The sequence below is a fragment of the Rhodoglobus aureus genome (assembly GCF_039527955.1).
GTDB classification, from domain to species: Bacteria; Actinomycetota; Actinomycetes; order Actinomycetales; family Microbacteriaceae; genus Rhodoglobus; species Rhodoglobus aureus.
The window spans coordinates 34,111-56,414 of sequence record NZ_BAAAKW010000008.1 but is presented as its reverse complement, the minus strand read 5'-3'; the positions used below and the strand labels follow the sequence as shown (position 1 = coordinate 56,414).

The 22,304-nt window shown below is 59.0% G+C and carries 28 protein-coding genes and 1 pseudogene; 1 reads left to right on the top strand and 28 read right to left on the bottom strand.

Going from position 1 to position 22,304, the window contains the following annotated elements:
- Window positions 1–329 precede the first annotated feature (329 nt).
- From ABD112_RS01705 to hutH, 26 genes and pseudogenes are all read right to left on the bottom strand, one after another.
- Window positions 330–929, bottom strand: a complete 600-nt coding sequence (locus ABD112_RS01705) for an adenylate kinase (RefSeq protein ID WP_343922624.1) — start codon at window positions 927–929, stop codon at window positions 330–332.
- Complete coding sequence (secY, locus tag ABD112_RS01700; RefSeq protein ID WP_343922623.1) at window positions 926–2,248, bottom strand: preprotein translocase subunit SecY; 1,323 nt, start codon at window positions 2,246–2,248, stop codon at window positions 926–928. Before secY ends, ABD112_RS01705 begins: the two co-directional genes overlap by 4 nt.
- A 126-nt stretch (window positions 2,249–2,374) precedes the next feature.
- Window positions 2,375–3,055 (bottom strand): 50S ribosomal protein L15, encoded by a 681-nt coding sequence (gene rplO, locus ABD112_RS01695; RefSeq protein WP_343922621.1) that lies wholly within the window; start codon window positions 3,053–3,055, stop codon window positions 2,375–2,377.
- Window positions 3,055–3,240 carry a 50S ribosomal protein L30 gene (gene rpmD, locus ABD112_RS01690; protein ID WP_009773114.1) on the bottom strand — a complete coding sequence of 62 codons (186 nt, stop codon included), beginning with the start codon at window positions 3,238–3,240 and terminating at the stop codon, window positions 3,055–3,057. The genes rplO and rpmD overlap by 1 nt, the downstream gene beginning before the upstream one ends.
- Entirely contained in the window at window positions 3,240–3,965 is a 726-nt protein-coding gene (rpsE, locus tag ABD112_RS01685; RefSeq protein ID WP_010203812.1) for a 30S ribosomal protein S5, read from the bottom strand. Before rpsE ends, rpmD begins: the two co-directional genes overlap by 1 nt.
- Entirely contained in the window at window positions 3,962–4,333 is a 372-nt protein-coding gene (rplR, locus tag ABD112_RS01680) for a 50S ribosomal protein L18 (protein WP_341952855.1), read from the bottom strand. The genes rpsE and rplR overlap by 4 nt, the downstream gene beginning before the upstream one ends.
- Window positions 4,334–4,335: 2 nt before the next feature.
- Window positions 4,336–4,872, bottom strand: a complete 537-nt coding sequence (rplF, locus tag ABD112_RS01675) for a 50S ribosomal protein L6 (protein ID WP_009773117.1) — start codon at window positions 4,870–4,872, stop codon at window positions 4,336–4,338.
- Between the two features lie 6 nt (window positions 4,873–4,878).
- Entirely contained in the window at window positions 4,879–5,277 is a 399-nt protein-coding gene (gene rpsH, locus ABD112_RS01670) for a 30S ribosomal protein S8 (RefSeq protein WP_010203816.1), read from the bottom strand.
- Between the two features lie 73 nt (window positions 5,278–5,350).
- On the bottom strand, window positions 5,351–5,941 hold the full coding sequence (gene rplE, locus ABD112_RS01665; protein WP_343922615.1) for a 50S ribosomal protein L5: 591 nt from the start codon (window positions 5,939–5,941) through the stop codon (window positions 5,351–5,353).
- 95 nt (window positions 5,942–6,036) lie between these two features.
- Window positions 6,037–6,372: pseudogene (rplX, locus tag ABD112_RS01660) on the bottom strand (50S ribosomal protein L24); the annotation flags it as partial.
- A 2-nt stretch (window positions 6,373–6,374) separates the two neighbouring features.
- Window positions 6,375–6,746 (bottom strand): 50S ribosomal protein L14, encoded by a 372-nt coding sequence (rplN, locus tag ABD112_RS01655; RefSeq protein ID WP_343922613.1) that lies wholly within the window; start codon window positions 6,744–6,746, stop codon window positions 6,375–6,377.
- Window positions 6,746–7,042 carry a 30S ribosomal protein S17 gene (gene rpsQ / locus ABD112_RS01650; RefSeq protein ID WP_009773122.1) on the bottom strand — a complete coding sequence of 99 codons (297 nt, stop codon included), beginning with the start codon at window positions 7,040–7,042 and terminating at the stop codon, window positions 6,746–6,748. Before rpsQ ends, rplN begins: the two co-directional genes overlap by 1 nt.
- Before the next feature lie 2 nt (window positions 7,043–7,044).
- Complete coding sequence (gene rpmC, locus ABD112_RS01645; protein WP_343922610.1) at window positions 7,045–7,377, bottom strand: 50S ribosomal protein L29; 333 nt, start codon at window positions 7,375–7,377, stop codon at window positions 7,045–7,047.
- The gene (rplP, locus tag ABD112_RS01640) at window positions 7,377–7,796 is read right to left on the bottom strand and encodes a 50S ribosomal protein L16 (protein ID WP_009773124.1); all 420 of its coding nucleotides are present in this window, start codon (window positions 7,794–7,796) and stop codon (window positions 7,377–7,379) included. Before rplP ends, rpmC begins: the two co-directional genes overlap by 1 nt.
- Before the next feature lie 2 nt (window positions 7,797–7,798).
- A complete protein-coding gene (gene rpsC, locus ABD112_RS01635) occupies window positions 7,799–8,638 on the bottom strand; it encodes a 30S ribosomal protein S3 (protein ID WP_343922608.1) in 840 nt (279 codons plus the stop codon).
- Window positions 8,638–9,030: a 50S ribosomal protein L22 gene (rplV, locus tag ABD112_RS01630; protein ID WP_343922606.1), complete on the bottom strand. Its 393-nt coding sequence runs from the start codon at window positions 9,028–9,030 to the stop codon at window positions 8,638–8,640. Before rplV ends, rpsC begins: the two co-directional genes overlap by 1 nt.
- A 24-nt stretch (window positions 9,031–9,054) precedes the next feature.
- The gene (rpsS, locus tag ABD112_RS01625; RefSeq protein WP_009773127.1) at window positions 9,055–9,336 is read right to left on the bottom strand and encodes a 30S ribosomal protein S19; all 282 of its coding nucleotides are present in this window, start codon (window positions 9,334–9,336) and stop codon (window positions 9,055–9,057) included.
- Window positions 9,337–9,351: 15 nt separating this feature from the next.
- Window positions 9,352–10,191, bottom strand: a complete 840-nt coding sequence (rplB, locus tag ABD112_RS01620) for a 50S ribosomal protein L2 (RefSeq protein ID WP_343922604.1) — start codon at window positions 10,189–10,191, stop codon at window positions 9,352–9,354.
- 17 nt (window positions 10,192–10,208) lie between these two features.
- On the bottom strand, window positions 10,209–10,508 hold the full coding sequence (rplW, locus tag ABD112_RS01615; RefSeq protein WP_009773129.1) for a 50S ribosomal protein L23: 300 nt from the start codon (window positions 10,506–10,508) through the stop codon (window positions 10,209–10,211).
- Window positions 10,505–11,164, bottom strand: a complete 660-nt coding sequence (gene rplD, locus ABD112_RS01610) for a 50S ribosomal protein L4 (RefSeq protein WP_343922601.1) — start codon at window positions 11,162–11,164, stop codon at window positions 10,505–10,507. The genes rplW and rplD overlap by 4 nt, the downstream gene beginning before the upstream one ends.
- Window positions 11,165–11,169: 5 nt before the next feature.
- Window positions 11,170–11,820, bottom strand: coding sequence for a 50S ribosomal protein L3 (gene rplC / locus ABD112_RS01605; protein ID WP_343922599.1), 651 nt, complete (start codon window positions 11,818–11,820; stop codon window positions 11,170–11,172).
- Between the two features lie 40 nt (window positions 11,821–11,860).
- Window positions 11,861–12,169, bottom strand: a complete 309-nt coding sequence (gene rpsJ / locus ABD112_RS01600; protein WP_009773132.1) for a 30S ribosomal protein S10 — start codon at window positions 12,167–12,169, stop codon at window positions 11,861–11,863.
- A 465-nt stretch (window positions 12,170–12,634) separates the two neighbouring features.
- Window positions 12,635–13,849: an imidazolonepropionase gene (gene hutI / locus ABD112_RS01595; protein WP_343922594.1), complete on the bottom strand. Its 1,215-nt coding sequence runs from the start codon at window positions 13,847–13,849 to the stop codon at window positions 12,635–12,637.
- Window positions 13,846–14,703, bottom strand: coding sequence for an arginase family protein (locus ABD112_RS01590; RefSeq protein WP_343922592.1), 858 nt, complete (start codon window positions 14,701–14,703; stop codon window positions 13,846–13,848). Before ABD112_RS01590 ends, hutI begins: the two co-directional genes overlap by 4 nt.
- The gene (gene hutU, locus ABD112_RS01585; RefSeq protein ID WP_343922590.1) at window positions 14,690–16,339 is read right to left on the bottom strand and encodes a urocanate hydratase; all 1,650 of its coding nucleotides are present in this window, start codon (window positions 16,337–16,339) and stop codon (window positions 14,690–14,692) included. The genes ABD112_RS01590 and hutU overlap by 14 nt, the downstream gene beginning before the upstream one ends.
- Before the next feature lie 42 nt (window positions 16,340–16,381).
- Window positions 16,382–17,926 (bottom strand): histidine ammonia-lyase, encoded by a 1,545-nt coding sequence (hutH, locus tag ABD112_RS01580; protein ID WP_343922588.1) that lies wholly within the window; start codon window positions 17,924–17,926, stop codon window positions 16,382–16,384.
- A gap of 79 nt (window positions 17,927–18,005) precedes the next feature.
- On the opposite strand from hutH, the gene ABD112_RS01575 reads away from it, so the two are divergent.
- Window positions 18,006–18,773 carry an IclR family transcriptional regulator gene (locus ABD112_RS01575; protein WP_343922586.1) on the top strand — a complete coding sequence of 256 codons (768 nt, stop codon included), beginning with the start codon at window positions 18,006–18,008 and terminating at the stop codon, window positions 18,771–18,773.
- A gap of 54 nt (window positions 18,774–18,827) precedes the next feature.
- Here ABD112_RS01575 and tuf read toward each other — a convergent pair whose 3' ends face one another.
- Window positions 18,828–20,021, bottom strand: a complete 1,194-nt coding sequence (gene tuf / locus ABD112_RS01570; protein WP_343922584.1) for an elongation factor Tu — start codon at window positions 20,019–20,021, stop codon at window positions 18,828–18,830.
- A gap of 109 nt (window positions 20,022–20,130) precedes the next feature.
- Window positions 20,131–22,245 carry an elongation factor G gene (fusA, locus tag ABD112_RS01565; RefSeq protein ID WP_343922582.1) on the bottom strand — a complete coding sequence of 705 codons (2,115 nt, stop codon included), beginning with the start codon at window positions 22,243–22,245 and terminating at the stop codon, window positions 20,131–20,133.
- Between the last annotated feature and the right edge of the window lie 59 nt (window positions 22,246–22,304).

Here is a 22,304-nt window from a genome sequence, read left to right as displayed (position 1 = left end):
TCGCGACTAAGAACGCTAGGGCCAGCAAGACGATTGCGACTATTGCACCGCGCCGTTTTTTGGGTTTCTTTTCAGCAGACAAGACCGAATCTGCGTCAGGTTCCGGGGCCTGGGGAGAAGGAGGAACGTCTGTGTCCGCCGATTCTGCCGGTGCAGCGTCTGAAAACGGCGCCGGCTGGACGTCTGCTGTAGACGGACTCGAAGGTTCAGGTTGCAGCTCAGAACTTGGACCATCGTTCGCCATGGTCAATCCCCTTTTTGTCGCGTCGCGGGCAGCGATTCACATAGTAGCGGCAGCTACCAGCAGCACCCGCCACCGACGCAGAGTACTAGCGAGAGGGAGCGTCGGCCGCAACAATGCCGCGCTCAACAAGAGCCTCGGTAATGCGTGCCGTAACGGCGTCAATCTCGCCAAGCGCGTCGATCGTGACGAGCACTTCGCGAGTGGCATAAACGTTGATGAGCGGCGCAGTCTGCTCGCTGTAGACCTCGAGGCGGTGACGGACAACCGCCTCGGTGTCGTCGCTGCGGCCCTGCTCGAGAGCACGCTTGCGCAGTCGAGCAACAACAACTTCGGGGTCTGCCTCAAGCTCAACAACAGAATCGAGGGCAGCACCGTGGCTAGCCAAGAATGCGTCGAGCTCGCGGACCTGATCGGTAGTTCTCGGGTAACCGTCAAGCAAGAAACCATCTTGCGCGTCAGCGTCCTCAAGACGATCGCGAATGAGTTCGTTTGTCAGCGAATCAGGAACGTTGTCGCCGGCATCCATAAATGCCTTCGCTTTGGTACCTAGCTCGGTGCCATTCTTGACGTTGCTGCGAAAGATGTCACCTGTCGAGATCGCGGGAATTCCGTAAATCTCTGCGAGGCGCGCTGCTTGAGTGCCCTTGCCTGCACCAGGGGGGCCAATCAATAGGAGTCGTGTCAACGCAACAAACCTTCGTAATGGCGCTGCTGCAACTGCGAATCGATCTGCTTGACGGTCTCAAGACCGACACCAACGATAATCAGAATGCTTGCTCCGCCGAATGGGAAATTCTGGTTGGCCCCGATAAGAACAAACGCAATCAACGGGATCAACGCCACAATGCCGAGGTAAAGCGAGCCGGGCAAGGTAACGCGAGTCAAAACGTAGTCGAGGTATTCTGCGGTCGGTCGACCGGCGCGAATACCGGGGATGAAGCCGCCATACTTCTTCATGTTGTCGGCGACCTCTTCAGGGTTGAACGTGATCGCGACGTAGAAGTACGTGAAGCCAACGATCAGCATGAAGTAGCCGATCATGTAGATCGGGCTATCGCCGGAAACTAGGTTGTTCTGAATCCAGACGACCCACGCTGCAGACGTTTCGCCAGCTTGTGGCTGGTTGAAGTTTGCGATCAAGGCGGGCAGGTACAACAGCGACGAAGCGAAGATCACGGGGATCACACCCGCCATGTTGACCTTGATAGGGATATAGGTGTTGTTGCCGCCGTAGGTACGTCGGCCGACCATCCGCTTGGCGTACTGAACGGGAATGCGTCGTTGCGACTGTTCCACGAATACCACAGCGCCCATAATCAGGATGCCCATGAGCAATACGAGAACGAAAATTTCGATCCCGCTGCTGACGTAAATGCCCCAGAGTGCGCTCGGGAAGGTTGCTGCGATCGAGGTGAAGATCAGCAACGACATTCCGTTGCCAATTCCGCGCTCGGTTACCAATTCGCCCATCCACATGATGAGGCCGGTTCCTGCGGTCATCGTAATGACCATGAGAAGGATCGCGTACCACGCATCATTCGTGATGAGTTGGCTACATTCAGCAACTCCAGCGGACTGGAACAGGGCGCCACTTCGAGCAACCGTGATCAGCGTTGTCGACTGAAGGATCGCCAGAGCGATCGTGAGGTAACGCGTGTACTGAGTCAGCGTTGACTGGCCTGACTGGCCCTCTTTGTGAAGAGTTTCGAAGTGTGGGATGACCACACGAAGTAGTTGCACGATGATCGACGCCGTGATGTACGGCATGATTCCGAGTGCAAATACAGAAAGTTGAAGGAGCGCCCCACCACTAAAGAGGTTGATGAGGTCATACAGCCCACCGCTTGACGAGTTAGCTGCAAGACACAGCTGAACGTTGCCAAAGTCGACGAACGGCGCCGGGATAAAGGAGCCAAGCCTAAACAGCGCAATGATGCCTAGCGTGAACCCGATCTTCCTGCGAAGGTCAGGCGTGCGGACAATCCGCGCGATAGCTGTGAACACAAGGCCTCCGATTTATCTATGTACTGCGGGCGAATGGGGAATCCCTTATGCGGGATTCCCCACCCATACAGTCTGCTTTGGTCACTGTTGTGACCAGCGCGACACTAATGTCTCGCGCAGTGACAGTTACTTGACCGAACCGCCGGCCGCAACGATCTTCTGCTCAGCAGAGCCGGAGACCTTGTCAACTGCAACATTCAGCTTAACCGCAATATCACCTTGACCAAGAACCTTGACCTTTTCGTTCTTGCGAACGGCGCCCTTCGACACGAGATCAGCAATGGTTACATCGCCACCCTTGGGGTAAAGTTCCGCGAGCTTTTCGAGGTTTACAACCTGGTACTCAACGCGGAACGGGTTCTTAAATCCGCGCAACTTAGGTGCACGCATAACGAAGTTGATGTTTCCAGCTTCGAAGCCGAGACGCATGTTGTAACGCGCCTTTGTTCCCTTGGTTCCACGACCCGCGGTCTTACCCTTGGAGCCTTCACCACGGCCGACACGCATACGGCCTTTCTTTGCGCCAGCGGCAGGACGGAGGTGGTGCATCTTCAGAACCTGCGGGCGACTTGCAACATCGTCGCTCGACGCCTTCTTGGCGGTCGAGGACTTTGCGGCAGGAGCCTTGGTAGCAGGCTTGTCAGCTGCAGCCTTAGCCGTAGTCGTCTTAGCCGTAGTTGCCTTAGCCGTCGTTGCCTTAGCAGGAGCAGCCTTCTTGGCAGCGGGTGCCTTCGCAGGTGCGTCCTTCTTCGCGGCAGCAGCCTTAGGGGCTGCAGCCTTCTTTGGAGTTTCTTTCTCGTCAGCCATTAGTCAATCTCCTCGACCTTGACAAGGTGAGCGACCGTGTTGACGTAACCACGGTTCTGCGAGTTGTCCTCGCGCACAACAACGGAACCGATGCGCTTGAGCCCAAGGCTCCGCAGCGTGTCGCGTTGGTTCTGCTTCTCACTAATTTTGGACTTGATTTGGGTTACCTTCAGGCGACCAGCCATCAGACACCTGCCTTAGCTTCAGCCTCGGCGCGCAGCAAGCGTGCCGGGATAACGTGTTCTGCATCGAGCCCACGACGAGCGGCAACCGAGCGAGGCTCTTCGAGCTGCTTGAGTGCTGCAACCGTTGCGTGAACGATGTTGATCGTGTTCGAAGAACCGAGTGACTTGCTGAGAACGTCGTGAATTCCGGCGCACTCGAGTACGGCGCGAACCGGACCACCAGCGATAACACCGGTACCAGCGGATGCGGGACGCAGCAGGACTACGCCTGCAGCAGCCTCGCCCTGGACCGAGTGAGGAATCGATGCGGCAACGCGAGGAACGCGGAAGAAGTTCTTCTTCGCTTCTTCAACGCCCTTCGAGATCGCGAGGGGAACCTCACGAGCCTTGCCGTAACCGACACCAACCATTCCGTTACCGTCACCGACGACGACGAGAGCGGTGAAGCTAAAGCGACGACCACCCTTGACGACCTTCGATACACGGTTGATGGTCACGACGCGCTCCAAGAACTGGTTCTTGTCGTTGTCGCGGCTGTTGTTTCCACCACGGCCACCACGGTCGGGGCCACGCTCACGGCCGCCACGACGAGCCTCGCGAGGCTCGCTCGTTACGTCGGTTGCTGGGGCGTCTACGACGACCTCAGGTACGGAGATGGCGCTAGTCGCCTCAGCGGCCACGGCCTGCTCCTTGTTAGTTGTCTTGTTGTCCACGTTGTCGCTCACAGGTTCAATCCACCCTCTCGCGCTCCGTCGGCGATAGCTGCAACGCGGCCTGCGTAACGGCTTCCACCACGATCAAATACGACGGCCTCAACACCGGCGTCCTTGGCGCGCTCGGCAACCATTTCGCCGATCTTGCGTGCCTTAGCGGTCTTGTCGCCATCGAATGTACGCATGCTCGACTCCATGGTCGAAGCTGAGGCTACGGTGACACCCTTGGAGTCATCGACAACCTGAACGAATACGTGACGTGCTGAACGCGTAACCACGAGACGGGGGCGCACCTCAGTGCCCACGACCTTCTTGCGGAGACGTGCATGCCTGCGGCCCTTAGCGGCCGACTTGCTCTTACCTCTGGTTCCGAGAGCCATGTCTACTTACCACTCTTTCCGGCCTTGCGACGAACAACTTCGCCGGCGTAGCGCACACCCTTGCCCTTGTAGGGCTCTGGCTTGCGCAATTTACGAATGTTGGCTGCTACTTCGCCAACCGCCTGCTTGTCGATGCCGCTGACAACTAGTTTGTTGTTGCCCTCGACCGCGAAGCTAATGCCTGCGGGCGGGTCAACGGTGATCGAGTGTGAGTACCCGAGAGCAAACTCGACTGAGCTGCCCTTTGCCGTAACACGGTAACCAGTACCAACGACCTCAAGGCCCTTGGTGTAACCGTCGGTGACACCAACGATCTGGTTAGAGATCAGCGTACGAGTGAGGCCGTGAAGCGAACGCGATTCACGCTCGTCGTTGGGGCGGGTTACGAGAACCTGGCCCTCTTCGAGCGCTACGGCGATAGGAGCCTTGACGGTGAGCGCAAGCTCACCCTTCGGGCCCTTCACAGCGACGTTTTGTCCATCGATGGTGATAGTGACACCAGCGGGGACATCAATAGGAAGTCTTCCGATTCGTGACATTTTGAGTTACCACACGTAAGCGAGGACTTCCCCACCTACGCCCTTCTTAGTCGCCTCTTTGTCGGTCAAGAGACCAGAGGAGGTGGACAAAATTGCCACACCGAGTCCGCCAAGAACCTTGGGGATTTCGGTCGAGCGAGCGTATACACGAAGGCCAGGCTTCGAAACGCGCTTGATTCCCTTGATGGAACGCTCGCGAGTGGGGCCGTACTTGAGTTCGATCGTGAGGGTCTGGCCCACGCGAGCGTCCTCGGTGCTCCAACTGAGGATGTATCCCTCGGCCTTGAGCATTTCGGCCAGGCGCGACTTCAGCTTGCTATTAGGCATTGAAACGCTGTCGTGGTGCGCCGAATTGGCGTTGCGCAGTCTGGTCAGCATGTCAGCGACCGGATCTGTCATTGTCATTATGTGTTTCCTGTCTCGTCTGGTTTCGGCATCCGTTACACGAAGGCCGACCTGGTCGATTGGTGATACTTGGTTAGTTAGATGCGTTCTCTGCTGAACGGAACGGGAATCCGAGTGCCTTCAACAGCGCACGGCCTTCTTCGTTGTTCTTTGCAGTGGTGACGATTGTGATGTCGAAACCACGAACGCGGTCAATCTTGTCCTGATCGATCTCGTGGAACATTGACTGCTCCGTGAGGCCGAACGTGTAGTTACCGTTGCCATCGAACTGCTTGTCCGAAAGGCCGCGGAAGTCACGGATACGCGGAAGCGCGAGCGAGATCAAGCGGTCGAGGAACTCCCAAGCGCGGTCACCACGGAGGGTGACGTGTGCGCCAATGGGCTGTCCTTCACGGAGCTTGAACTGAGCAATCGACTTGCGAGCGCTCGTTACGTAGGGCTTCTGACCGGTGATCGCGGTGAGGTCCTTGACGGCCCCATCGATGATCTTTCCGTCGCGAGCCGCTTCACCGACACCAGTGTTAACGACGACCTTAACGATCCCCGGAACCTGGTGCACGTTGGTGAACCCAAGATCCTTCTTGAGCTGCGCCGCAATTTCAGTGCGGTACTTCTGCTTAAGGCGCGGCTGGATTTTGCCAGCTGCAGGTGCAGTCGTCGTCATTAGTCTGCGTCCTTCTCGGTTGCCGTTTCGGCATCCTTCGTCGAGGCCTTGGGCTCAGCCGTAGCTGCCTTCGACTTCTTGGTCTCTACGCGGCGCGACTTCTTAAAGAAGCGCTCGCGCGTGGTCTTTCCGCGGTCGTCAGTGCCGACAGTGAAGCCGACACGTGCCGGGAGCTTGGTCTCGGGGTCAACGAGAGCAATGTTGGACACGTGAATCGGTGCCTCCATCGTCTCGATGCCACCGGTCTTGGTTCCACGCTGAGTCTGACCGACCTTGACGTGCTTGGTGACGAAATTGACACCCTCCACGACGACGCGGTCTTTCCCAGCGATAACCCTGATAACGCGACCCTGCTTGCCACGGCTTCCGCCGCGCTCTTCGGTCGGGCCGCTGATGACCTGTACGAGGTCACCCTTGCGAATCTTTGCCATAACTACAGCACCTCCGGTGCGAGAGAGATGATCTTCATGAACTTCTTGTCGCGAAGCTCACGGCCGACCGGTCCGAAGATGCGAGTACCACGAGGGTCACTACTTTCGGACTTAAGGATTACGGCTGCGTTCTCATCAAACTTGATGTATGAACCGTCGGAACGACGAGTCTGCTTGATGACGCGAACGATGACGGCCTTGACGACCTCACCCTTCTTGACGTTTCCGCCAGGAATCGCGTCTTTTACGGTTGCCACAATGACATCGCCGAGACCTGCGTAACGACGGCCTGAGCCACCGAGAACGCGAATCGTGAGGAGCTCCTTGGCGCCGGTGTTATCGGCAACCTTTACTCGGGATTCCTGCTGAAGCATTACTTAGCCTTTTCGAGGATCTCGACCAGACGCCAGCGCTTCGTGGCGCTGAGCGGACGGGTCTCGCTGATAAGTACGGAGTCACCAACGCCGGCCGTGTTGGCCTCGTCGTGAACCTTCACCTTGGAGTTACGGCGAATAACCTTGCCGTACAACGGGTGCTTCACGCGGTCTTCGACTATGACAACGATGGTCTTATCCATCTTGTCGCTAGTCACTAACCCGCGACGGGTTTTGCGGTACCCACGAGCGACCTCGGCGGTCTCCGCGGTCTTCTTGTCTTCAACCTTGGCCATGACTACGCCTCCTTCGTCTCGTCAGCGGCGTCCGCTGCGGTTTCATCCGCTACTTCTGCCTTCTTGGTGCTGCGCTTCTTGGTCTCTTTTGCAGGAGCCTCGATAGCAGCAGGGGTTGCACGGATGCCCAGCTCGCGCTCACGGATAACCGTGTAGATGCGAGCGATGTCGCGCTTAACAGCGCGAATACGTCCGTGGCTTTCCAGTTGACCGGTTGCGGCCTGAAAACGAAGGTTGAAAAGTTCTTCCTTCGCCTTCTTCAGCTCGTCAATCAGTCGTTCGTCTTCAAAAGTGTCTAGCTCGACTGGGGCTAGCTCCTTGGATCCGATCGCCATTATGCGTCGCCCTCCTCGCGCTTGATGATGCGTGCCTTGAGGGGCAGCTTGTGAATTGCACGAGTGAGTGCTTCGCGCGCAGTCGTCTCGTCCACGCCGCTGAGCTCAAAGAGCACGCGACCTGGCTTGACGTTGGCGACCCACCACTCGGGCGAACCCTTACCGGAACCCATGCGGGTTTCAGCGGGCTTTTTGGTGAGCGGGCGGTCGGGGTAGATGTTGATCCACACCTTTCCACCACGCTTGATGTGACGCGTCATAGCGATACGAGCTGCCTCAATCTGGCGGTTCGTTACGTATGCCGGCGTCAAAGCCTGAATACCGTACTCGCCAAACGACACCGTGGTTCCACCGGTAGCGTGACCGCTACGGGAGGGGTGGTGCTGCTTGCGGTACTTGACCTTACGCGGAATCAACATTGTTACGCCTCAACTCCTGCTGCAGCCGTTGCATCTGCCTTAGGGGCTTCTGCCTTGGGTGCATCTGCCTTAGGGGCATCTGCCTTGGGTGCTTCAGCCTTCGGTGCGGACGAAGGACCGCCGGTACGACGGCCACGGTCGCCACCATCGCGACGTTCTGGACGCGACGACTTCTGGTTGGCCTGCTCGCGAGCGAGCTCCTTGTTGGTGATATCGCCCTTGTAGACCCACACCTTGACACCGATGCGACCGAAAGTGGTCTTGGCCTCGTAGAAGCCGTAGTCGATGTTTGCGCGGAGCGTGTGCAGCGGTACGCGACCTTCACGGTAGTACTCGGAGCGGCTCATTTCTGCGCCACCCAAACGACCCGATACCTGGATGCGAACACCCTTGGCTCCGGCGCGCTGAGCACCCTGGAGGCCCTTACGCATTGCACGACGGAACGCAACACGAGCAGCGAGCTGCTCTGCGATTCCCTGGGCAACGAGCTGAGCTTCAGCCTCGGGGTTCTTGACCTCGAGGATGTTGAGCTGAATCTGCTTACCGGAGAGCTTCTCGAGCTCTCCACGAATACGCTCTGCCTCTGCGCCGCGACGACCGATCACAATGCCCGGACGGGCGGTGTGAATGTCTACGCGGACGCGGTCACGGGTGCGCTCGATTTCAATGCGAGCAACACCTGCGCGGTCGAGGTTCGACTTGAGCAGGTTGCGGATCTTTACATCTTCCGCAACGTAGTCGCTGTAACGCTGACCCACCTTGGTGCTGTCAGAGAACCAACGCGACACGTGGTCGGTGGTGATTCCTAGACGGAAACCGTAGGGGTTTACCTTCTGTCCCATTACTTCTTCCCTGCCTTGTCGGCCTTGGCTTCAACGACGTGGTCTGGCGTGGCCAGAACAATCGTGATGTGGCTGGTGCGCTTCAAGATCTGGAACGCACGGCCCTGGGCACGCGGCTGGAAACGCTTCAACGTGGCACCATCATCGACAAACGCCTTCGAGATGATCAGATCCTGCTCGTCCAAGAAGCTATTTGCAGCATCTGCTTTGACTCGCGCGTTGGCGATTGCAGACGCAACTAGCTTGTACACCGGCTCGCTCGCGCCCTGAGGTGCGAACTTCAAAATTGCCAATGCTTCTTGAGCTTGCTTGCCGCGGATCATGTTGACAACGCGACGAGCCTTCATGGGGGTCACGCGGATGTGACGCACGCGTGCGATCGACTCCACCATTTCTCTACCTCCTCCACCACCGCGCTAGCGGCGGCGACCCTTCTTGTCGTCCTTCACGTGTCCACGGAAGGTACGGGTGGGCGAAAACTCGCCGAGCTTGTGCCCAACCATGGTTTCGGTGATGAACACCGGAATGTGCTTGCGACCATCGTGCACCGCGATCGTGTGACCCAGCATTGCTGGAACGATCATTGAGCGGCGCGACCAGGTCTTGATTACGTTTTTGCTCTTGGCTTCGTTCGCCTTGACAACCTTTTGTAGGAGGTGGTCGTCGACGAAGGGGCCCTTCTTCAGACTGCGTGGCATCTTCTGACTCTCCTACTACTTGCGCTTCTTGCCGACATTGCGGCGGCGAACGATGAGCTTGTCACTAGGCAGTTTGCGCTTACGAGTGCGCCCCTCTGCCTGGCCCCAAGGGGAAACGGGGTGACGTCCACCGGACGTCTTACCCTCACCACCACCGTGGGGGTGGTCGACGGGGTTCATGGCGACACCACGCACTGTTGGGCGGACACCCTTCCAGCGCATACGGCCGGCCTTACCCCAGTTGATGTTCGACTGCTCGGCATTGCCGACCTCGCCGATCGTTGCGCGGCAACGAACGTCAACGTTGCGGATTTCTCCGGAAGGCAAACGCAGCTGCGCATAAGGGCCCTCTTTTGCAACGAGTCGAACAGATGCGCCAGCGGAGCGGGCCATCTTGGCGCCAGCACCGGGGCGAAGTTCGATCATGTGAATGACCGTACCCACGGGGATGTTCTTCATCGGCAGGTTGTTGCCTGGCTTGATGTCAGCACCAGAACCCGACTCGATGATGTCGCCCTGCTTGAGCTTGTTGGGCGCAATGATGTAGCGCTTGCTGCCATCAACAAAGTGGAGCAGTGCGATACGTGCGGTGCGGTTGGGGTCGTACTCGATCTCGGCAACGCGGGCGTTTACGCCGTCTTTGTCGTTGCGCTTGAAGTCGATGACGCGGTACTGGCGCTTGTGGCCACCACCAACGTGACGGCTCGTGATGCGACCTGCGTTGTTGCGGCCACCAGTCTTCGGCAGAGGGCGCAGAAGCGACTTCTCTGGGGTAGACCGAGTGATCTCAGCAAAGTCTGCAACCGAGGATCCACGGCGACCAGGCGTCGTGGGCTTGTACTTGCGAATAGCCATTAGTTTCTCCTTGGTCCCTAGCCGACAGCTGTGAAGATGTCGATGGAACCGGACTTGAGCGTGACGATGGCGCGCTTGGTGTCCTTGCGCTTGCCCATACCGAAACGGGTACGACGGGTCTTGCCCGTACGGTTCAACGTGTTGACCGAATCGACCTTGACGTTGAAGATCTTCTCAATAGCGAGCTTGATCTCGGTCTTGTTCGCACGGGGGTCTACCTCGAAGGTGTACTTACCCATATCGATCAGGTTGTAGCTCTTCTCAGAAACCACGGGAGCGATGATGATGTCGCGTGGGTCCTTGTACGTGACGGTCATGCGCTGACCTCTTCCTTGTTCGAAGACTTGGTGTTGAACGCAACGAACGCGTCGTAAGCGCCCTTGCTAAACACGATGTCGTCACTGACGACGACGTCGTAGGCGTTGAGCTGGTCGTAAGACAGAACGTGAACGGCGTCGAGGTTACGAATGCTCTTGAGGCTGATCGCGTCTTCACGCTGAAGCACAACGAGAACGTTCTTGCTCGGAGCGATGCTCGTAAGCAGAGCCGAAACAGTCTTCGTTGAAGGCTTGTTGTCGACCGACAGAGCGTCGATTACGTGAATGCGCTCACCGCGAGCCCGGTCGGACAATGCGCCGCGAAGGGCAGCAGCAATCATCTTCTTGGGGGTGCGCTGTGAGTAGTCACGGGGGTGTGGACCGTGAACGATTCCACCACCCTTCATCTGAGGAGCACGGATCGAGCCCTGACGAGCGCGACCGGTTCCCTTCTGCTTGAACGGCTTGCGACCTGAACCCGAAACTTCACCGCGACGCAGGGTGTTGTGCGTACCCTGACGTGCTGCTGCGCGCTGAGCGACAACAACCTGGTGGATGAGGGGAACGTTGGTCTGCACGTCGAAGATCTCGGCAGGAAGTTCGACAGAGTCGACCTTCTTGCCCTTGGCGTCGATGACGTCGATGGAGGTAGCCATGTGTACTACGCCCCCTTCACTGCGTTGCGGACGAAGACGATGCGGCCGCGAGCTCCGGGAACGGCGCCCTTGATGAGCACGAGTCCCTTCTCAAGGTCGATCGCGTGGACGGCGAGGTTCATGACCGTTACCCGGTCACCACCCATACGACCGGCCATGCGCATGCCCTTGAAGACACGGCTGGGGGTCGACGAGGCACCAATGGAACCAGGCTTGCGGTGGTTGCGGTGCGAACCGTGGCTCGCAGAAACACCCTTGAAGTTGTGTCGCTTCATAACACCGGCGAAACCTTTACCCTTGCTCGTGCCGACAACGTCGACCTTTGAGCCTGGGGTGAAGATGTCGACTGCAAGCTCCTGGCCGACGGTGTACTCCGCGGCGTCAGGGGTGCGAATCTCGGTGATGTGACGGCGAGGCGTTACGCCTGCCTTGTCGAAGTGACCGGTGAGCGGCTTGTTGACCTTACGAGGGTCAATCTGGCCGTACGCGATCTGGACTGCGCTGTATCCATCAACCTCGGGGGTACGCAGCTGCGTAACCACGTTCGGGGTGATCTCGACAACGGTCACGGGAACGAGTTTGTTGTTCTCGTCCCAAACCTGAGTCATGCCGAGCTTCTTGCCCAGCAGACCCTTAGTCGTCTTAGTTATAGACATTATTTTCCTTATCGGCTCTGTCGCTCAATAACTGCGCGAGCTAAAGCTTGATCTCGATGTTGACGTCGGCCGGCAGGTCGAGACGCATAAGCGAATCCACAGCCTTGGGCGTCGGGTCGATGATGTCGATGAGCCGCTTGTGTGTGCGCTTCTCGAAGTGCTCGCGGCTGTCCTTGTACTTGTGGGGAGAGCGGATAACCGCAATCACATTCTTCTCAGTGGGCAGCGGCACTGGGCCTACTACCGTGGCACCCGCGCGGGTAACCGTGTCAACGATTTTGCGTGCCGACGAGTCGATGACCTCGTGGTCGTACGACTTAAGTCGAATGCGGATCTTCTGTCCCGCCATGACTGGCTCTCTTCCCTTAGTACTTTGGTTGCACTGCGTTTGGTTGCACTGCGTGCACCTGGGCTGCTCGCCACTGAATGTTGCCATCCGGAGACGCTCAGCACTTCTGCTTTCGCACCACTATTTATCTGTCAAGTTCTTGCTGTCACTGCTTGTGATACCAACCCGCGTAGACGCGAGGAGAATGGGCCAGCGAGCCGGCACAAACTTTCCCCGCATCATCGTCTCTTTCAAGACGCTGTTCTCTTTCGAGAAGCTGTGGGGAGTTGGTTAAGCTTGGTTCTGCTCCCCGCGGCCTAGCTACTACACCTTGCGTGACACACGCTCTGCGTGAGACACACGTTGTGGAACTATGCACTGCCTGGGAGTGATTCGCACACACGAGGTGGCGAAATGTTGAACTAGAAGAGTCTGTCACATCCGGGCATTTGCTGCAACCCGGGCGTGTCGGAATTGTGCAGCCCTTTAGTGAGGGTGCTTCACAACGTCTCGTACGCCATCCAGAAACACGCTCGCCACCAACGGAACACCGGGACGATAGGCCAAATGACGGTAATTCGGGGCATCCAAAATCTGGGCATTTGCTCGGGCACCGACCCGCAGATGCCCCACGTCGTCGAGGCGCAGCGAACTGGCACCGCCCAGAGTCGCAGCCGTGACCGCTTCTCGCGTGGTCATGCCCATTTCGCGCACCGCGAGCGCGATACAGAACGGGATGGATGACGTGAAGCTGGAGCCGGGATTGCAATCGCTGGCCAGCGCAACAGTTACACCCGCGTCGAGCAGCCGACGTGCATCCACAAAGGGGTGCTTCGTTGAGAACTCCACCCCGGGGAGCACCCCAGCGACCGTGCTGCTGCCGGCGAGCGCATCCACATCGGCGTCACTGAGGTAGGTGCAGTGATCGACACTTGCCGCCCCCAGCTCGACCGCAAGCTGAACCGCGCCGGATTCCCCCAGCTGCGCGCCGTGCAGGCGGGCACCCAAGCCACGTGCGTGACCAGCGCCGATGATCGCCCGCGTCTCTTCTTCGGTGAACGCCCCGTTGTCACAAAAGACATCAATCCAGCGAGAGTGCGGCGCACACGCATCGAGCATGTCCCCCATGACCAGACGAACGTAGGCGGCGCGGTCATCCGTGAACTCCGTAGGGACAACGTGAGCCCCGAGGAACGTCGTCTCCGTCGTCAGAGTGGATGCGAGCCTCAGCATTCGCGCCTCGTCGTGCACACTCAGCCCGTAACCGCTCTTGATCTCTACCGTCGTGGTGCCCTGACGGCGCATCTCCGCAACCAGAGCCGAGGCATTTGCCAGCAGCTCCTCGTCGCTCGCTTCCCGTGACAGCGCAACGGTGCGACGAATCCCGCCCGCCTCATAACGTCTCCCCGCCATGCGCGCCTCAAACTCGTCAGATCGATCGCCCGCAAACAGCAAATGACTATGACTGTCGACAAAGCCCGGGAGCACGCAACCACCGTCGGCGTCTACACGAGCATCCGCGCTCGGTGCATCAGCTGAAGCACCCCACCACGCGACACGACCGTTCTCGAAGACGATCGCCGCATCGCTGAACTCGGGGCGCTCTTCGTCGTGGGTGAGCAAGAGACCAATATTGTCGACCACCGTGCTCGCCGGGGCAGAGCTGGTTGCAGCACCGCCGGTCTTCGCAGCGCTGGTCATCGCAACGCAACCCCCGAAATCGCCTCAAGAACACAGAGAGCGACCAAGCGAACAGTACGTTCGTCAGCCGAGTCGGATGCGGCATCCACTTCGACCAGGTCGATCGACGACACCGAAGAATGTGCGCCAGCCAGTCGAGCGGCGGTGCGCAGCTCGATAGCCGAAATTCCGCCAGGGACCGATGCCGGGCAGGCGGGAGCTACAGAACGATCGCAGACATCCACATCACAGTCGACATGGATCGGGCCACCAGCGGCGCCAGCGATTTCGAGTGCCTGTGCCATCACGTCTTCCATCGACCGCGCCCGCAACTCATCACGCGTAATCACCGTGATGCCCGCATCGTGAGCACGCTCGGCATAGGCCAACGAATTGGCTAACGGCTCGATGCCGATCTGCACCACGCGACGCCCATCAAGGCCTGCTTCGAGGAGACGCCGAACGGGAGAACCATTAGTGGTGCCGTCGCGCAAGTCATAGTGCGCATCGAGCGTGATCAACCCCGCCGTATCGAGCGCATCGCCCCAACGCCCCAACGCCGTCGGCACTGTCGTGGCATTGTCGCCACCCAGCGCAATCACCAACTCTGCACGCAGCGCAGCAACCGTCTCGATCGCACCCTGCTCGTTTAGATCAGGTTCGCGCACATTGCCTGCGTCTACGATCCGAAGCTCGGTCAGCGCGGCATAGCGTCGCAACACTTCGCGAACTGCACGGGGAGTTGTGTGCGCCTGCGTCGGCGAGAGAGACGTGCGCGACGTCGGCATACCAATGAGCGCGACATCCGCCCACTCCTCCTCAACCGGCGATGGCCAGTCCCCCGCACGCGGCCAGAGTGGATCAGAGTTGAGCATTGTCACCTTCCGTCATCGGGATGCGCACGCCAAGGTTGTCGGCAACCGCAATGGCCTCATCGTAGCCAGCATCGACGTGACGAATTACCCCCATGCCCGGATCGTTCGTGAGAACCCGCTCAAGCTTTTGCGCTGCGAGGTCTGTTCCATCAGCAACCGTGACCTGCCCAGCGTGAATCGACCGACCAATGCCGACGCCACCACCGTGATGGATCGATACCCAGGTCGCCCCCGACGACGTGTTGACGAGAGCGTTCAGTAGCGGCCAGTCGGCAATCGCATCGGAGCCGTCTTTCATAGCCTCAGTCTCGCGATAGGGCGACGCCACCGAGCCACTGTCCAGGTGATCGCGGCCGATTGCCAGCGGCGCGGCCAGCTCACCCGAGGACACCATTTCGTTGAAGAGGAGGCCAGCCTTATCGCGCTCACCATAGCCCAGCCAGCAGATGCGGGCAGGGAGACCCTGGAAGTGCACGCGTTCGCCCGCGAGTTTGATCCACCGTGCCAGCGACTCATTCTCGGGAAAGAGCTTGAGAATCGCTTTGTCAGTCTTATGGATGTCGCTCGCCTCGCCACTCAGCGCAGCCCAGCGGAACGGCCCCTTGCCCTCAGCAAAGAGCGGACGAATGTACGCCGGCACGAACCCCGGAAACGCGAACGCATTCGCGTAACCTGCCGCGAGCGCCTCAGTGCGAAGGTTATTGCCATAGTCGAAGACCTCGGCTCCTTGCTGCTGGAACCCGACCATGCCCTCAACGTGGATAGCCATCGACTCCCGCGAGCGCTGAGCGAAACCGGGATCACGTCTGGCGTTCTCCCAGTCATCAAAATCGATGCCCAATGGTAGGTAGGCCAGAGGGTCGTGCGCACTTGTCTGGTCGGTGACGATATCGATGGGCGCACCCATGGCCAGCAGCTCGGGAATGGCCGCGGCAGCGTTAGCCAGAACGCCGATCGACAGCGGTTTCTTGGCGTCGCGCGCGGCAACCGCCAATTCGACTGCATGGCCAAGGTTCTTCGCTTCGACATCGAGGTAGCCATGATCGATACGGCGAGTGATGCGGCTCTGGTCCACGTCGATACAGATCGCAACACCGTCGTTCATGGTTACGGCGAGCGGCTGGGCGCCCCCCATGCCTCCGAGGCCTGCCGTGAGAGTAATGGTGCCAGCCAGAGTTCCACCGAAACGCTTCGCCGCGACCGCAGAGAACGTTTCATAGGTGCCCTGCAGGATGCCCTGGGTGCCGATGTAGATCCAAGATCCGGCTGTCATCTGGCCATACATGGTGAGACCGAGCTGCTCGAGTCGGCGGAACTCATCCCAGTTTGCCCAGTCGCCTACAAGGTTGGAGTTGGCCAGCAGCACTCGCGGAGCCCACTCGTGGGTCTGCATTACGCCGACCGGTTTGCCCGACTGAACAAGCAGAGTCTCGTCGCCCTTGAGGGTCGTGAGCGACCGGACGATGGCGTGATAACTCGGCCAGTCGCGAGCGGCTTTGCCCGTGCCGCCGTAGACAACGAGATCTTCTGGATGTTCGGCAACCTCAGGATCGAGGTTGTTTTGCAGCATGCGCAGTGCGCCTTCCTGCTGCCAGCCCAGAGTGTTAAGCGTGCTTCCACGGTGTGCGGTAATCATCAGTGCTCCTAGTGAAAATCGATGGGTTGTGACCTGAGCTGTCTAGTGAAGGTCGGTGACGGATCGGGCTGCGGCAAGCAGTGCGCCAGACTGAACAAGTTCGACGCTCGCGGCAATGTCTGGCGCTAAGTAGCGATCGGGCCCCGCGCCGGGTACCCGTTCACGAATCGAATCAATGACGGCGGCAGAAACCGGCGACGGTGTCTCGCCCCGCATCTCTATGCCGCGTGCTGCCGTGAGTAGCTCGATCGCAAGCACACGCGAGAGCCCATCGATGCTGCGACGCAGTTTGAGCCCAGCGCTCCACCCCATCGACACGTGATCCTCTTGCATCGCGCTCGTTGGAATCGAATCGACGGATGCCGGGGCAGCGAGCCGCTTCAGCTCACTAACAATCCCGGCCTGCGTGTACTGCGCAATCATGTGCCCGGAGTCGACTCCGGGGTCGCCGGCGAGGAAGGCATTGAGCCCACCGTTTCGGTTGCTGTCGAGAAAACGGTCGGTACGGCGTTCGCTCATGCTCGCAACATCGGCACTCACGATCGCGAGAAAGTCGAGTGCGTACCCGACCGGCGCACCGTGGAAGTTTCCGTTGGACTCGAGGCGACCGTCGAGAGTGACGACCGGGTTGTCGATGGCACTTGCTAGTTCGCGCTTGGCGACCATGGTCGTATGTTCAACAGTGTCCCGGGCTGCACCGTGCACTTGAGGCGCACAGCGCAGCGAATAGGCATCCTGCACTCTGGTGAAACCATTGCTAGCGTGGGCCGCAATCGTGCCGGACCCCTTAAGTACGGCACGCATGTTTGCCGCGGAGTGAGCTTGACCTGGGTGCGGCCGAAGCTGCTGCAGGTCTTCCGCGAACACGCGATCGGTGCCCGCCAGACCTTCGACGCTCAATGCTGCAGCCAAGTCGGCGGTGGTGAGCAGTGCCTGAAGATCGGTGATCGCGAGCGACAGCATTCCGAGCATCCCATCGGTGCCGTTGATCAGCGCAAGGCCCTCCTTCTCGTGCAATACAACTGGTTCGATGCCTGCTGCCCGCAGCGCTGCGGATGCTGGCAACAGTTCGCCGGCAACCCGCACGTCACCTTCCCCCATGACGGCAAGTGCACAGTGCGCGAGAGGCGCTAAGTCACCTGAGCAGCCGAGGCTGCCGTACTCGCCAACGATCGGCGTGATGCCCGCGTTGAGCAAGGCAGTATACGTCTCGGCCACAATGGGCCGCACGCCTGTGCGCCCGGTCGCCATGGTCGAGAGGCGAAGCAGCATGGTGGCTCGAACAACTTCCGCATCGATCTCTGCGCCGGAGCTTGCAGCGTGACTCCGAACGAGCGACCGCTGAAGCTGCACGCGTTGTTCGGGCGCAATGTGCTTTGTAGCGAGGGCCCCAAAGCCAGTGGACACCCCGTAATGTGGCCGCACATCATCAGCGAGCGCTTCGATAACGGCTCGGGATGCGGTGATCGCGTCGTAAGCGGCAGGATCGAGCTCGACGGGCGCGCGATACCGTGCCACGGCAACTACATCGTGGATGCTCAAAGGACCTACGCCGATGGTGACGGCCGCATCTGGGGCAAGATTCATGATCTAAGTGAACGCCCATCTGCCTTCCTCCGCGAGGGGCTTTCGGGATATGGTGTCTGAGATACCAGACAGGAGCACTGTGTCCGAGATTCCGGCAGCCCGCAACACCATGGCAGTGCTTCGGCACCTCGCCTCCCGGCCTGGACCGGTTCAGGCGTCGAGCCTCGCCCGCGAACTTGAGCTGCCCCGCTCATCCGTCTATCAACTGCTCGCCGCCATGATCGACGAGGGCTTTGTGGTGCATTACCCCGAAGACCGCACCTACGGGCTGAGCGCGCTCGTCTCCGAAATTGGGACCTCAGCGCTGCGCAGTGAACGCCTCTCACGACTGGCCACTCCGTTCATGCACAGCCTGGCGAGCGAGGCGCCAATTCCGGTGGTGGCACACCTCGCCGTGCTGACTGGTGCCGAGGTCAGTTACGCAGCCCGCGTACAAGGCTCGCGCGCGCCAATGACCGTCTCGGCCGTCGGGGTTCGCCTACCCGCGCACCTCACCGCGACCGGGCGCGCAATGCTCGCGCAACTCACGGCACACCAAGTGCGTGCGCTCTACCCGTCCCGCAGTTCACTCACTCGTCGCCAGTCAGCCGGACCACAGACACTCAACGAGCTGAGCCAATTACTCAGCACCACACGGGAACGTGGATGGGCTATCGAGATCGGTGACGTCACTGCAGATTACGCCTCCGTCGGGGCCGCATCCTTCGACCGAAACGGATACCCTTCGGCCTCGATCGGACTCACCTTCAGAACGGATGCCGTTGGCGATCACTGGGACGAGCTCGGCACCGCGATAGTTGCAGCCGCGCGCGCGCTCACCACCCGCCTCACCGGCCGAGCCGCTTAAACGACAGAGGGCCGAGCCTTTCGGCTCGACCCTCTGTCGTAATTAGTGCTGGAGTTACGCCAGAACCTTGGTTACCTTACCGGCACCTACGGTGCGGCCACCCTCACGGATAGCGAAGCCGAGGCCCTCTTCCATGGCGATGGGCTGAATGAGCTCAACGGTCATGTCGGTGGTGTCGCCAGGCATAACCATCTCGGTGCCCTCAGGCAACGTGATGACGCCGGTGACGTCGGTGGTACGGAAGTAGAACTGCGGGCGGTAGTTCGCGTAGAACGGGTTGTGACGCCCACCCTCATCCTTTGACAGGATGTATGCGGTTCCCTCGAAGTTCGTGTGAGGAGTAACGGAACCAGGCTTAACAACAACCTGTCCACGCTCTACATCTTCACGCTTCGTTCCACGAAGGAGCAGACCACAGTTCTCGCCGGCCCATGCCTCGTCGAGCTGCTTGTGGAACATCTCGATACCAGTGACCGTGGTCTTCTGGGTCGGACGGATTCCAACGATCTCGATGTCGGAGTTGATCTTGAGAGTTCCACGCTCAGCGCGGCCCGTAACAACGGTTCCACGACCAGTGATAGTGAAGACGTCTTCAACCGGCATCAAGAACGGCTTGTCCTTGTCGCGGATGGGGTCAGGAACACTCTCGTCGACAGCGTCCATGAGGTCCAGAATTGACTGAACCCACTTCTCGTCGCCCTCGAGAGCCTTGAGGCCCGATACCTGAACAACGGGAACGTTGTCGCCATCGAAGCCCTGGCTTGAGAGGAGTTCGCGAACTTCGAGCTCAACGAGCTCAAGGATCTCTTCGTCGTCAACCATGTCGGACTTGTTGAGTGCTACGAGCAGGTAAGGAACACCAACCTGCTTCGCGAGCAGAACGTGCTCGCGAGTCTGAGCCATCGGTCCGTCGGTCGCTGCAACCACGAGGATTGCACCGTCCATCTGAGCTGCACCGGTGATCATGTTCTTGATGTAGTCAGCGTGGCCCGGAGCGTCTACGTGTGCGTAGTGGCGCTTGGGGGTCTCGTACTCGACGTGCGAGATGTTGATGGTGATGCCGCGCTGACGCTCTTCCGGAGCCGAGTCAATCGACGAGAAGTCACGCTGCACGTTAGTTGCCGAAGGGAACTTGTCTGCAAGTACCTTCGAGATCGCTGCGGTGAGTGTGGTCTTTCCGTGGTCAACGTGACCGATGGTTCCGATGTTTACGTGCGGCTTGGTCCGCTCGAACTTGGCCTTAGCCACTGTGGGTCCTCCTCAGGACTTGGTTGCTCCGCATCCGACGACATTTCACTGCCGAATGTTTCGCAAGTTGGTGTGTATCTATGTTAGTTGCGCGCTGGTAGTGCGGCGATTACTCGCCCTTGTTCTTTTGAATAATCTCGTCAGCTACCGCACGGGGAACCTCAGAGTAACTGTCGAACGTCATCGAGTACACCGCGCGACCCGAGGTCTTCGACCTCAAGTCGCCGACGTAACCGAACATTTCCGACAGTGGTACGTGGGCGCGAATGACCTTTACGCCGGTCGCGTCCTCCATGGACTGGATCTGTCCGCGGCGACTGTTGAGGTCACCGATGACATCTCCCATGTACTCCTCGGGAGTACGAACCTCGACCGCCATGAGCGGCTCGAGGAGAGCTGGGTCAGCCATACGCGCTGCCTCTTTGAATGCCATTGTTCCCGCGATCTTGAACGCCATTTCTGACGAGTCAACATCGTGAGAGGCACCATCGAGAATGATTCCCCTAACGCCGACCATGGGGAATCCTGCCAGTACTCCGACACCCATCGAAGCCTGGAAACCCTGGTCAATCGAGCCGATGTATTCGCGAGGAATACGTCCACCGGTGACCTTGTTCACGAATTCGTAAATCGTGTCGCCGACAACGTCCATCGGCTCAAGCGAAATCTGAATCTTAGCGAACTGACCCGATCCACCCGTCTGCTTCTTGTGGGTGTAGTCGTGCTTGGCCACAATGCGACGAATCGTCTCGCGATAGGCAACCTGCGGCTTACCAACGTTGGCTTCAACGTTGAATTCGCGCTTCATGCGGTCTACGAGGATGTCGAGGTGAAGTTCACCCATTCCCTTGATAACCGTCTGGCCAGTTTCCTGGTTCTGTTCGGTACGGAACGTGGGGTCTTCTTCGGCGAGTTTCTGGATGGCGAGACCAAGCTTTTCTTGGTCGGCCTTCGTCTTCGGCTCGATCGCTACCTCGATCACGGGCTCAGGGAACGTCATCGACTCGAGAACGACTTGGTCGTTCAGGTCACACAGCGTGTCACCAGTCGTGGTGTCCTTGAGGCCGATTACGGCGTAGATGTGTCCAGCAGTAACGCTGTCGACAGGCATCTCCTTATTGGCAGCCATCTGGAAAATCTTTCCGATGCGCTCCTTCTTGCCCTTGGTCGAGTTAGCTACAGCCCCACCCGAATCAAGGCGGCCCGAGTACACGCGAATGTAGGTAAGGCGACCGAAGAAGGGGTGGACGGCAACCTTGAAGGCGAGAGCCGCAAATGGCTCCGTCGACTCAGGCTTGCGAATGATGATCTTCTCTTCGTCACGAGGCGAGTGTGCTTCCAGCGGAGGCACGTCGACAGGCGACGGGAGGTAGTCAATAACAGCGTCAAGCATCGGCTGAACGCCGCGGTTCTTGAAAGCAGAACCACAGAGCACAGGGTAGATTTCGCTGTTCACGGTGAGCTTACGAATCGCAGCCTTGATCTCAGGAACTGTGATCTCTTCGCCGGCGAAGTAACGCTCCATGATGGCGTCGTCAGTCTCAGCTACAACTTCGAGGAGAGCTGTGCGGTATTCCGCAGCCTTCTCCTTGAGGTCTTCTGGGATCTCTTCGATGGCGTACTTTGAGCCCATCTCGACGTCACCCTTGGAGTCTCCACGCCACGTCAATGCGCGCATTTCGACGAGGTCAACAACGCCTTCAAAACCGGACTCGAATCCGATGGGGAGCTGAATAACCAGCGGGCGGGCGCCCAAGCGGCTAACGATGGTGTCGACGGTGTAGTAGAAATCTGCACCCATCTTGTCCATCTTGTTGACGAAGCAGATGCGGGGAACGTTGTACTTGTCGGCCTGGCGCCAGACAGTCTCAGACTGCGGCTCCACACCCTCTTTACCATCGAACACAGCAACTGCACCGTCGAGTACGCGGAGCGAACGCTCCACCTCAACCGTGAAGTCAACGTGGCCAGGGGTATCAATGATGTTGATCTGGTTCTTGTCCCAGAAACAGGTCACAGCAGCAGACGTGATCGTGATGCCACGCTCTTGCTCCTGCTCCATCCAGTCTGTGGTCGACGCACCGTCGTGAGTTTCACCGATCTTGTGATTTACACCCGTGTAGTACAGGATGCGCTCAGTCGTGGTGGTCTTGCCAGCATCGATGTGAGCCATGATGCCAATGTTGCGGACCTTTTTTAGGTCCGTGAGCACGTCCTGTGCCACAGGTTCCTCCGAAAGTTTGTTGTTGAAGAACGAAACTCAGAAGTGAGGCGAGCCAGAGA

Excerpts from the sequence above, each read along its gene's own strand:
- rpsS (WP_009773127.1), bottom strand. The coding sequence starts at position 9,336 with ATGCCACGCAGTCTGAAGAAGGGCCCCTTCGTCGACGACCACCTCCTA.
- rplN (WP_343922613.1), bottom strand. The coding sequence starts at position 6,746 with ATGCTTCAGCAGGAATCCCGAGTAAAGGTTGCCGATAACACCGGCGCC.
- rplB (WP_343922604.1), bottom strand. The coding sequence starts at position 10,191 with ATGGCTATTCGCAAGTACAAGCCCACGACGCCTGGTCGCCGTGGATCC.
- rplF (WP_009773117.1), bottom strand. The coding sequence starts at position 4,872 with ATGTCACGAATCGGAAGACTTCCTATTGATGTCCCCGCTGGTGTCACT.
- rpsJ (WP_009773132.1), bottom strand. The coding sequence starts at position 12,169 with ATGGCGGGACAGAAGATCCGCATTCGACTTAAGTCGTACGACCACGAG.
- rplC (WP_343922599.1), bottom strand. The coding sequence starts at position 11,820 with ATGTCTATAACTAAGACGACTAAGGGTCTGCTGGGCAAGAAGCTCGGC.
- rplR (WP_341952855.1), bottom strand. The coding sequence starts at position 4,333 with ATGGCTCTCGGAACCAGAGGTAAGAGCAAGTCGGCCGCTAAGGGCCGC.
- rpmC (WP_343922610.1), bottom strand. The coding sequence starts at position 7,377 with ATGGCGATCGGATCCAAGGAGCTAGCCCCAGTCGAGCTAGACACTTTT.
- ABD112_RS01590 (WP_343922592.1), bottom strand. The coding sequence starts at position 14,703 with ATGCTCAACTCTGATCCACTCTGGCCGCGTGCGGGGGACTGGCCATCG.
- rplD (WP_343922601.1), bottom strand. The coding sequence starts at position 11,164 with ATGGCTACCTCCATCGACGTCATCGACGCCAAGGGCAAGAAGGTCGAC.
- hutU (WP_343922590.1), bottom strand. The coding sequence starts at position 16,339 with ATGATTACCGCACACCGTGGAAGCACGCTTAACACTCTGGGCTGGCAG.
- rplW (WP_009773129.1), bottom strand. The coding sequence starts at position 10,508 with ATGACCGTCACGTACAAGGACCCACGCGACATCATCATCGCTCCCGTG.
- rplP (WP_009773124.1), bottom strand. The coding sequence starts at position 7,796 with ATGTTGATTCCGCGTAAGGTCAAGTACCGCAAGCAGCACCACCCCTCC.
- rpsQ (WP_009773122.1), bottom strand. The coding sequence starts at position 7,042 with ATGGCCAAGGTTGAAGACAAGAAGACCGCGGAGACCGCCGAGGTCGCT.
- rplE (WP_343922615.1), bottom strand. The coding sequence starts at position 5,941 with ATGACGACGACTGCACCTGCAGCTGGCAAAATCCAGCCGCGCCTTAAG.
- rplO (WP_343922621.1), bottom strand. The coding sequence starts at position 3,055 with ATGGCTGACGAGAAAGAAACTCCAAAGAAGGCTGCAGCCCCTAAGGCT.
- rpsH (WP_010203816.1), bottom strand. The coding sequence starts at position 5,277 with ATGACAATGACAGATCCGGTCGCTGACATGCTGACCAGACTGCGCAAC.
- rpsC (WP_343922608.1), bottom strand. The coding sequence starts at position 8,638 with ATGGGACAGAAGGTAAACCCCTACGGTTTCCGTCTAGGAATCACCACC.
- rplV (WP_343922606.1), bottom strand. The coding sequence starts at position 9,030 with ATGGTGGAGTCGATCGCACGCGTGCGTCACATCCGCGTGACCCCCATG.
- hutI (WP_343922594.1), bottom strand. The coding sequence starts at position 13,849 with ATGACCAGCGCTGCGAAGACCGGCGGTGCTGCAACCAGCTCTGCCCCG.
- rpmD (WP_009773114.1), bottom strand. The coding sequence starts at position 3,240 with ATGGCTGGTCGCCTGAAGGTAACCCAAATCAAGTCCAAAATTAGTGAG.
- hutH (WP_343922588.1), bottom strand. The coding sequence starts at position 17,926 with ATGAATCTTGCCCCAGATGCGGCCGTCACCATCGGCGTAGGTCCTTTG.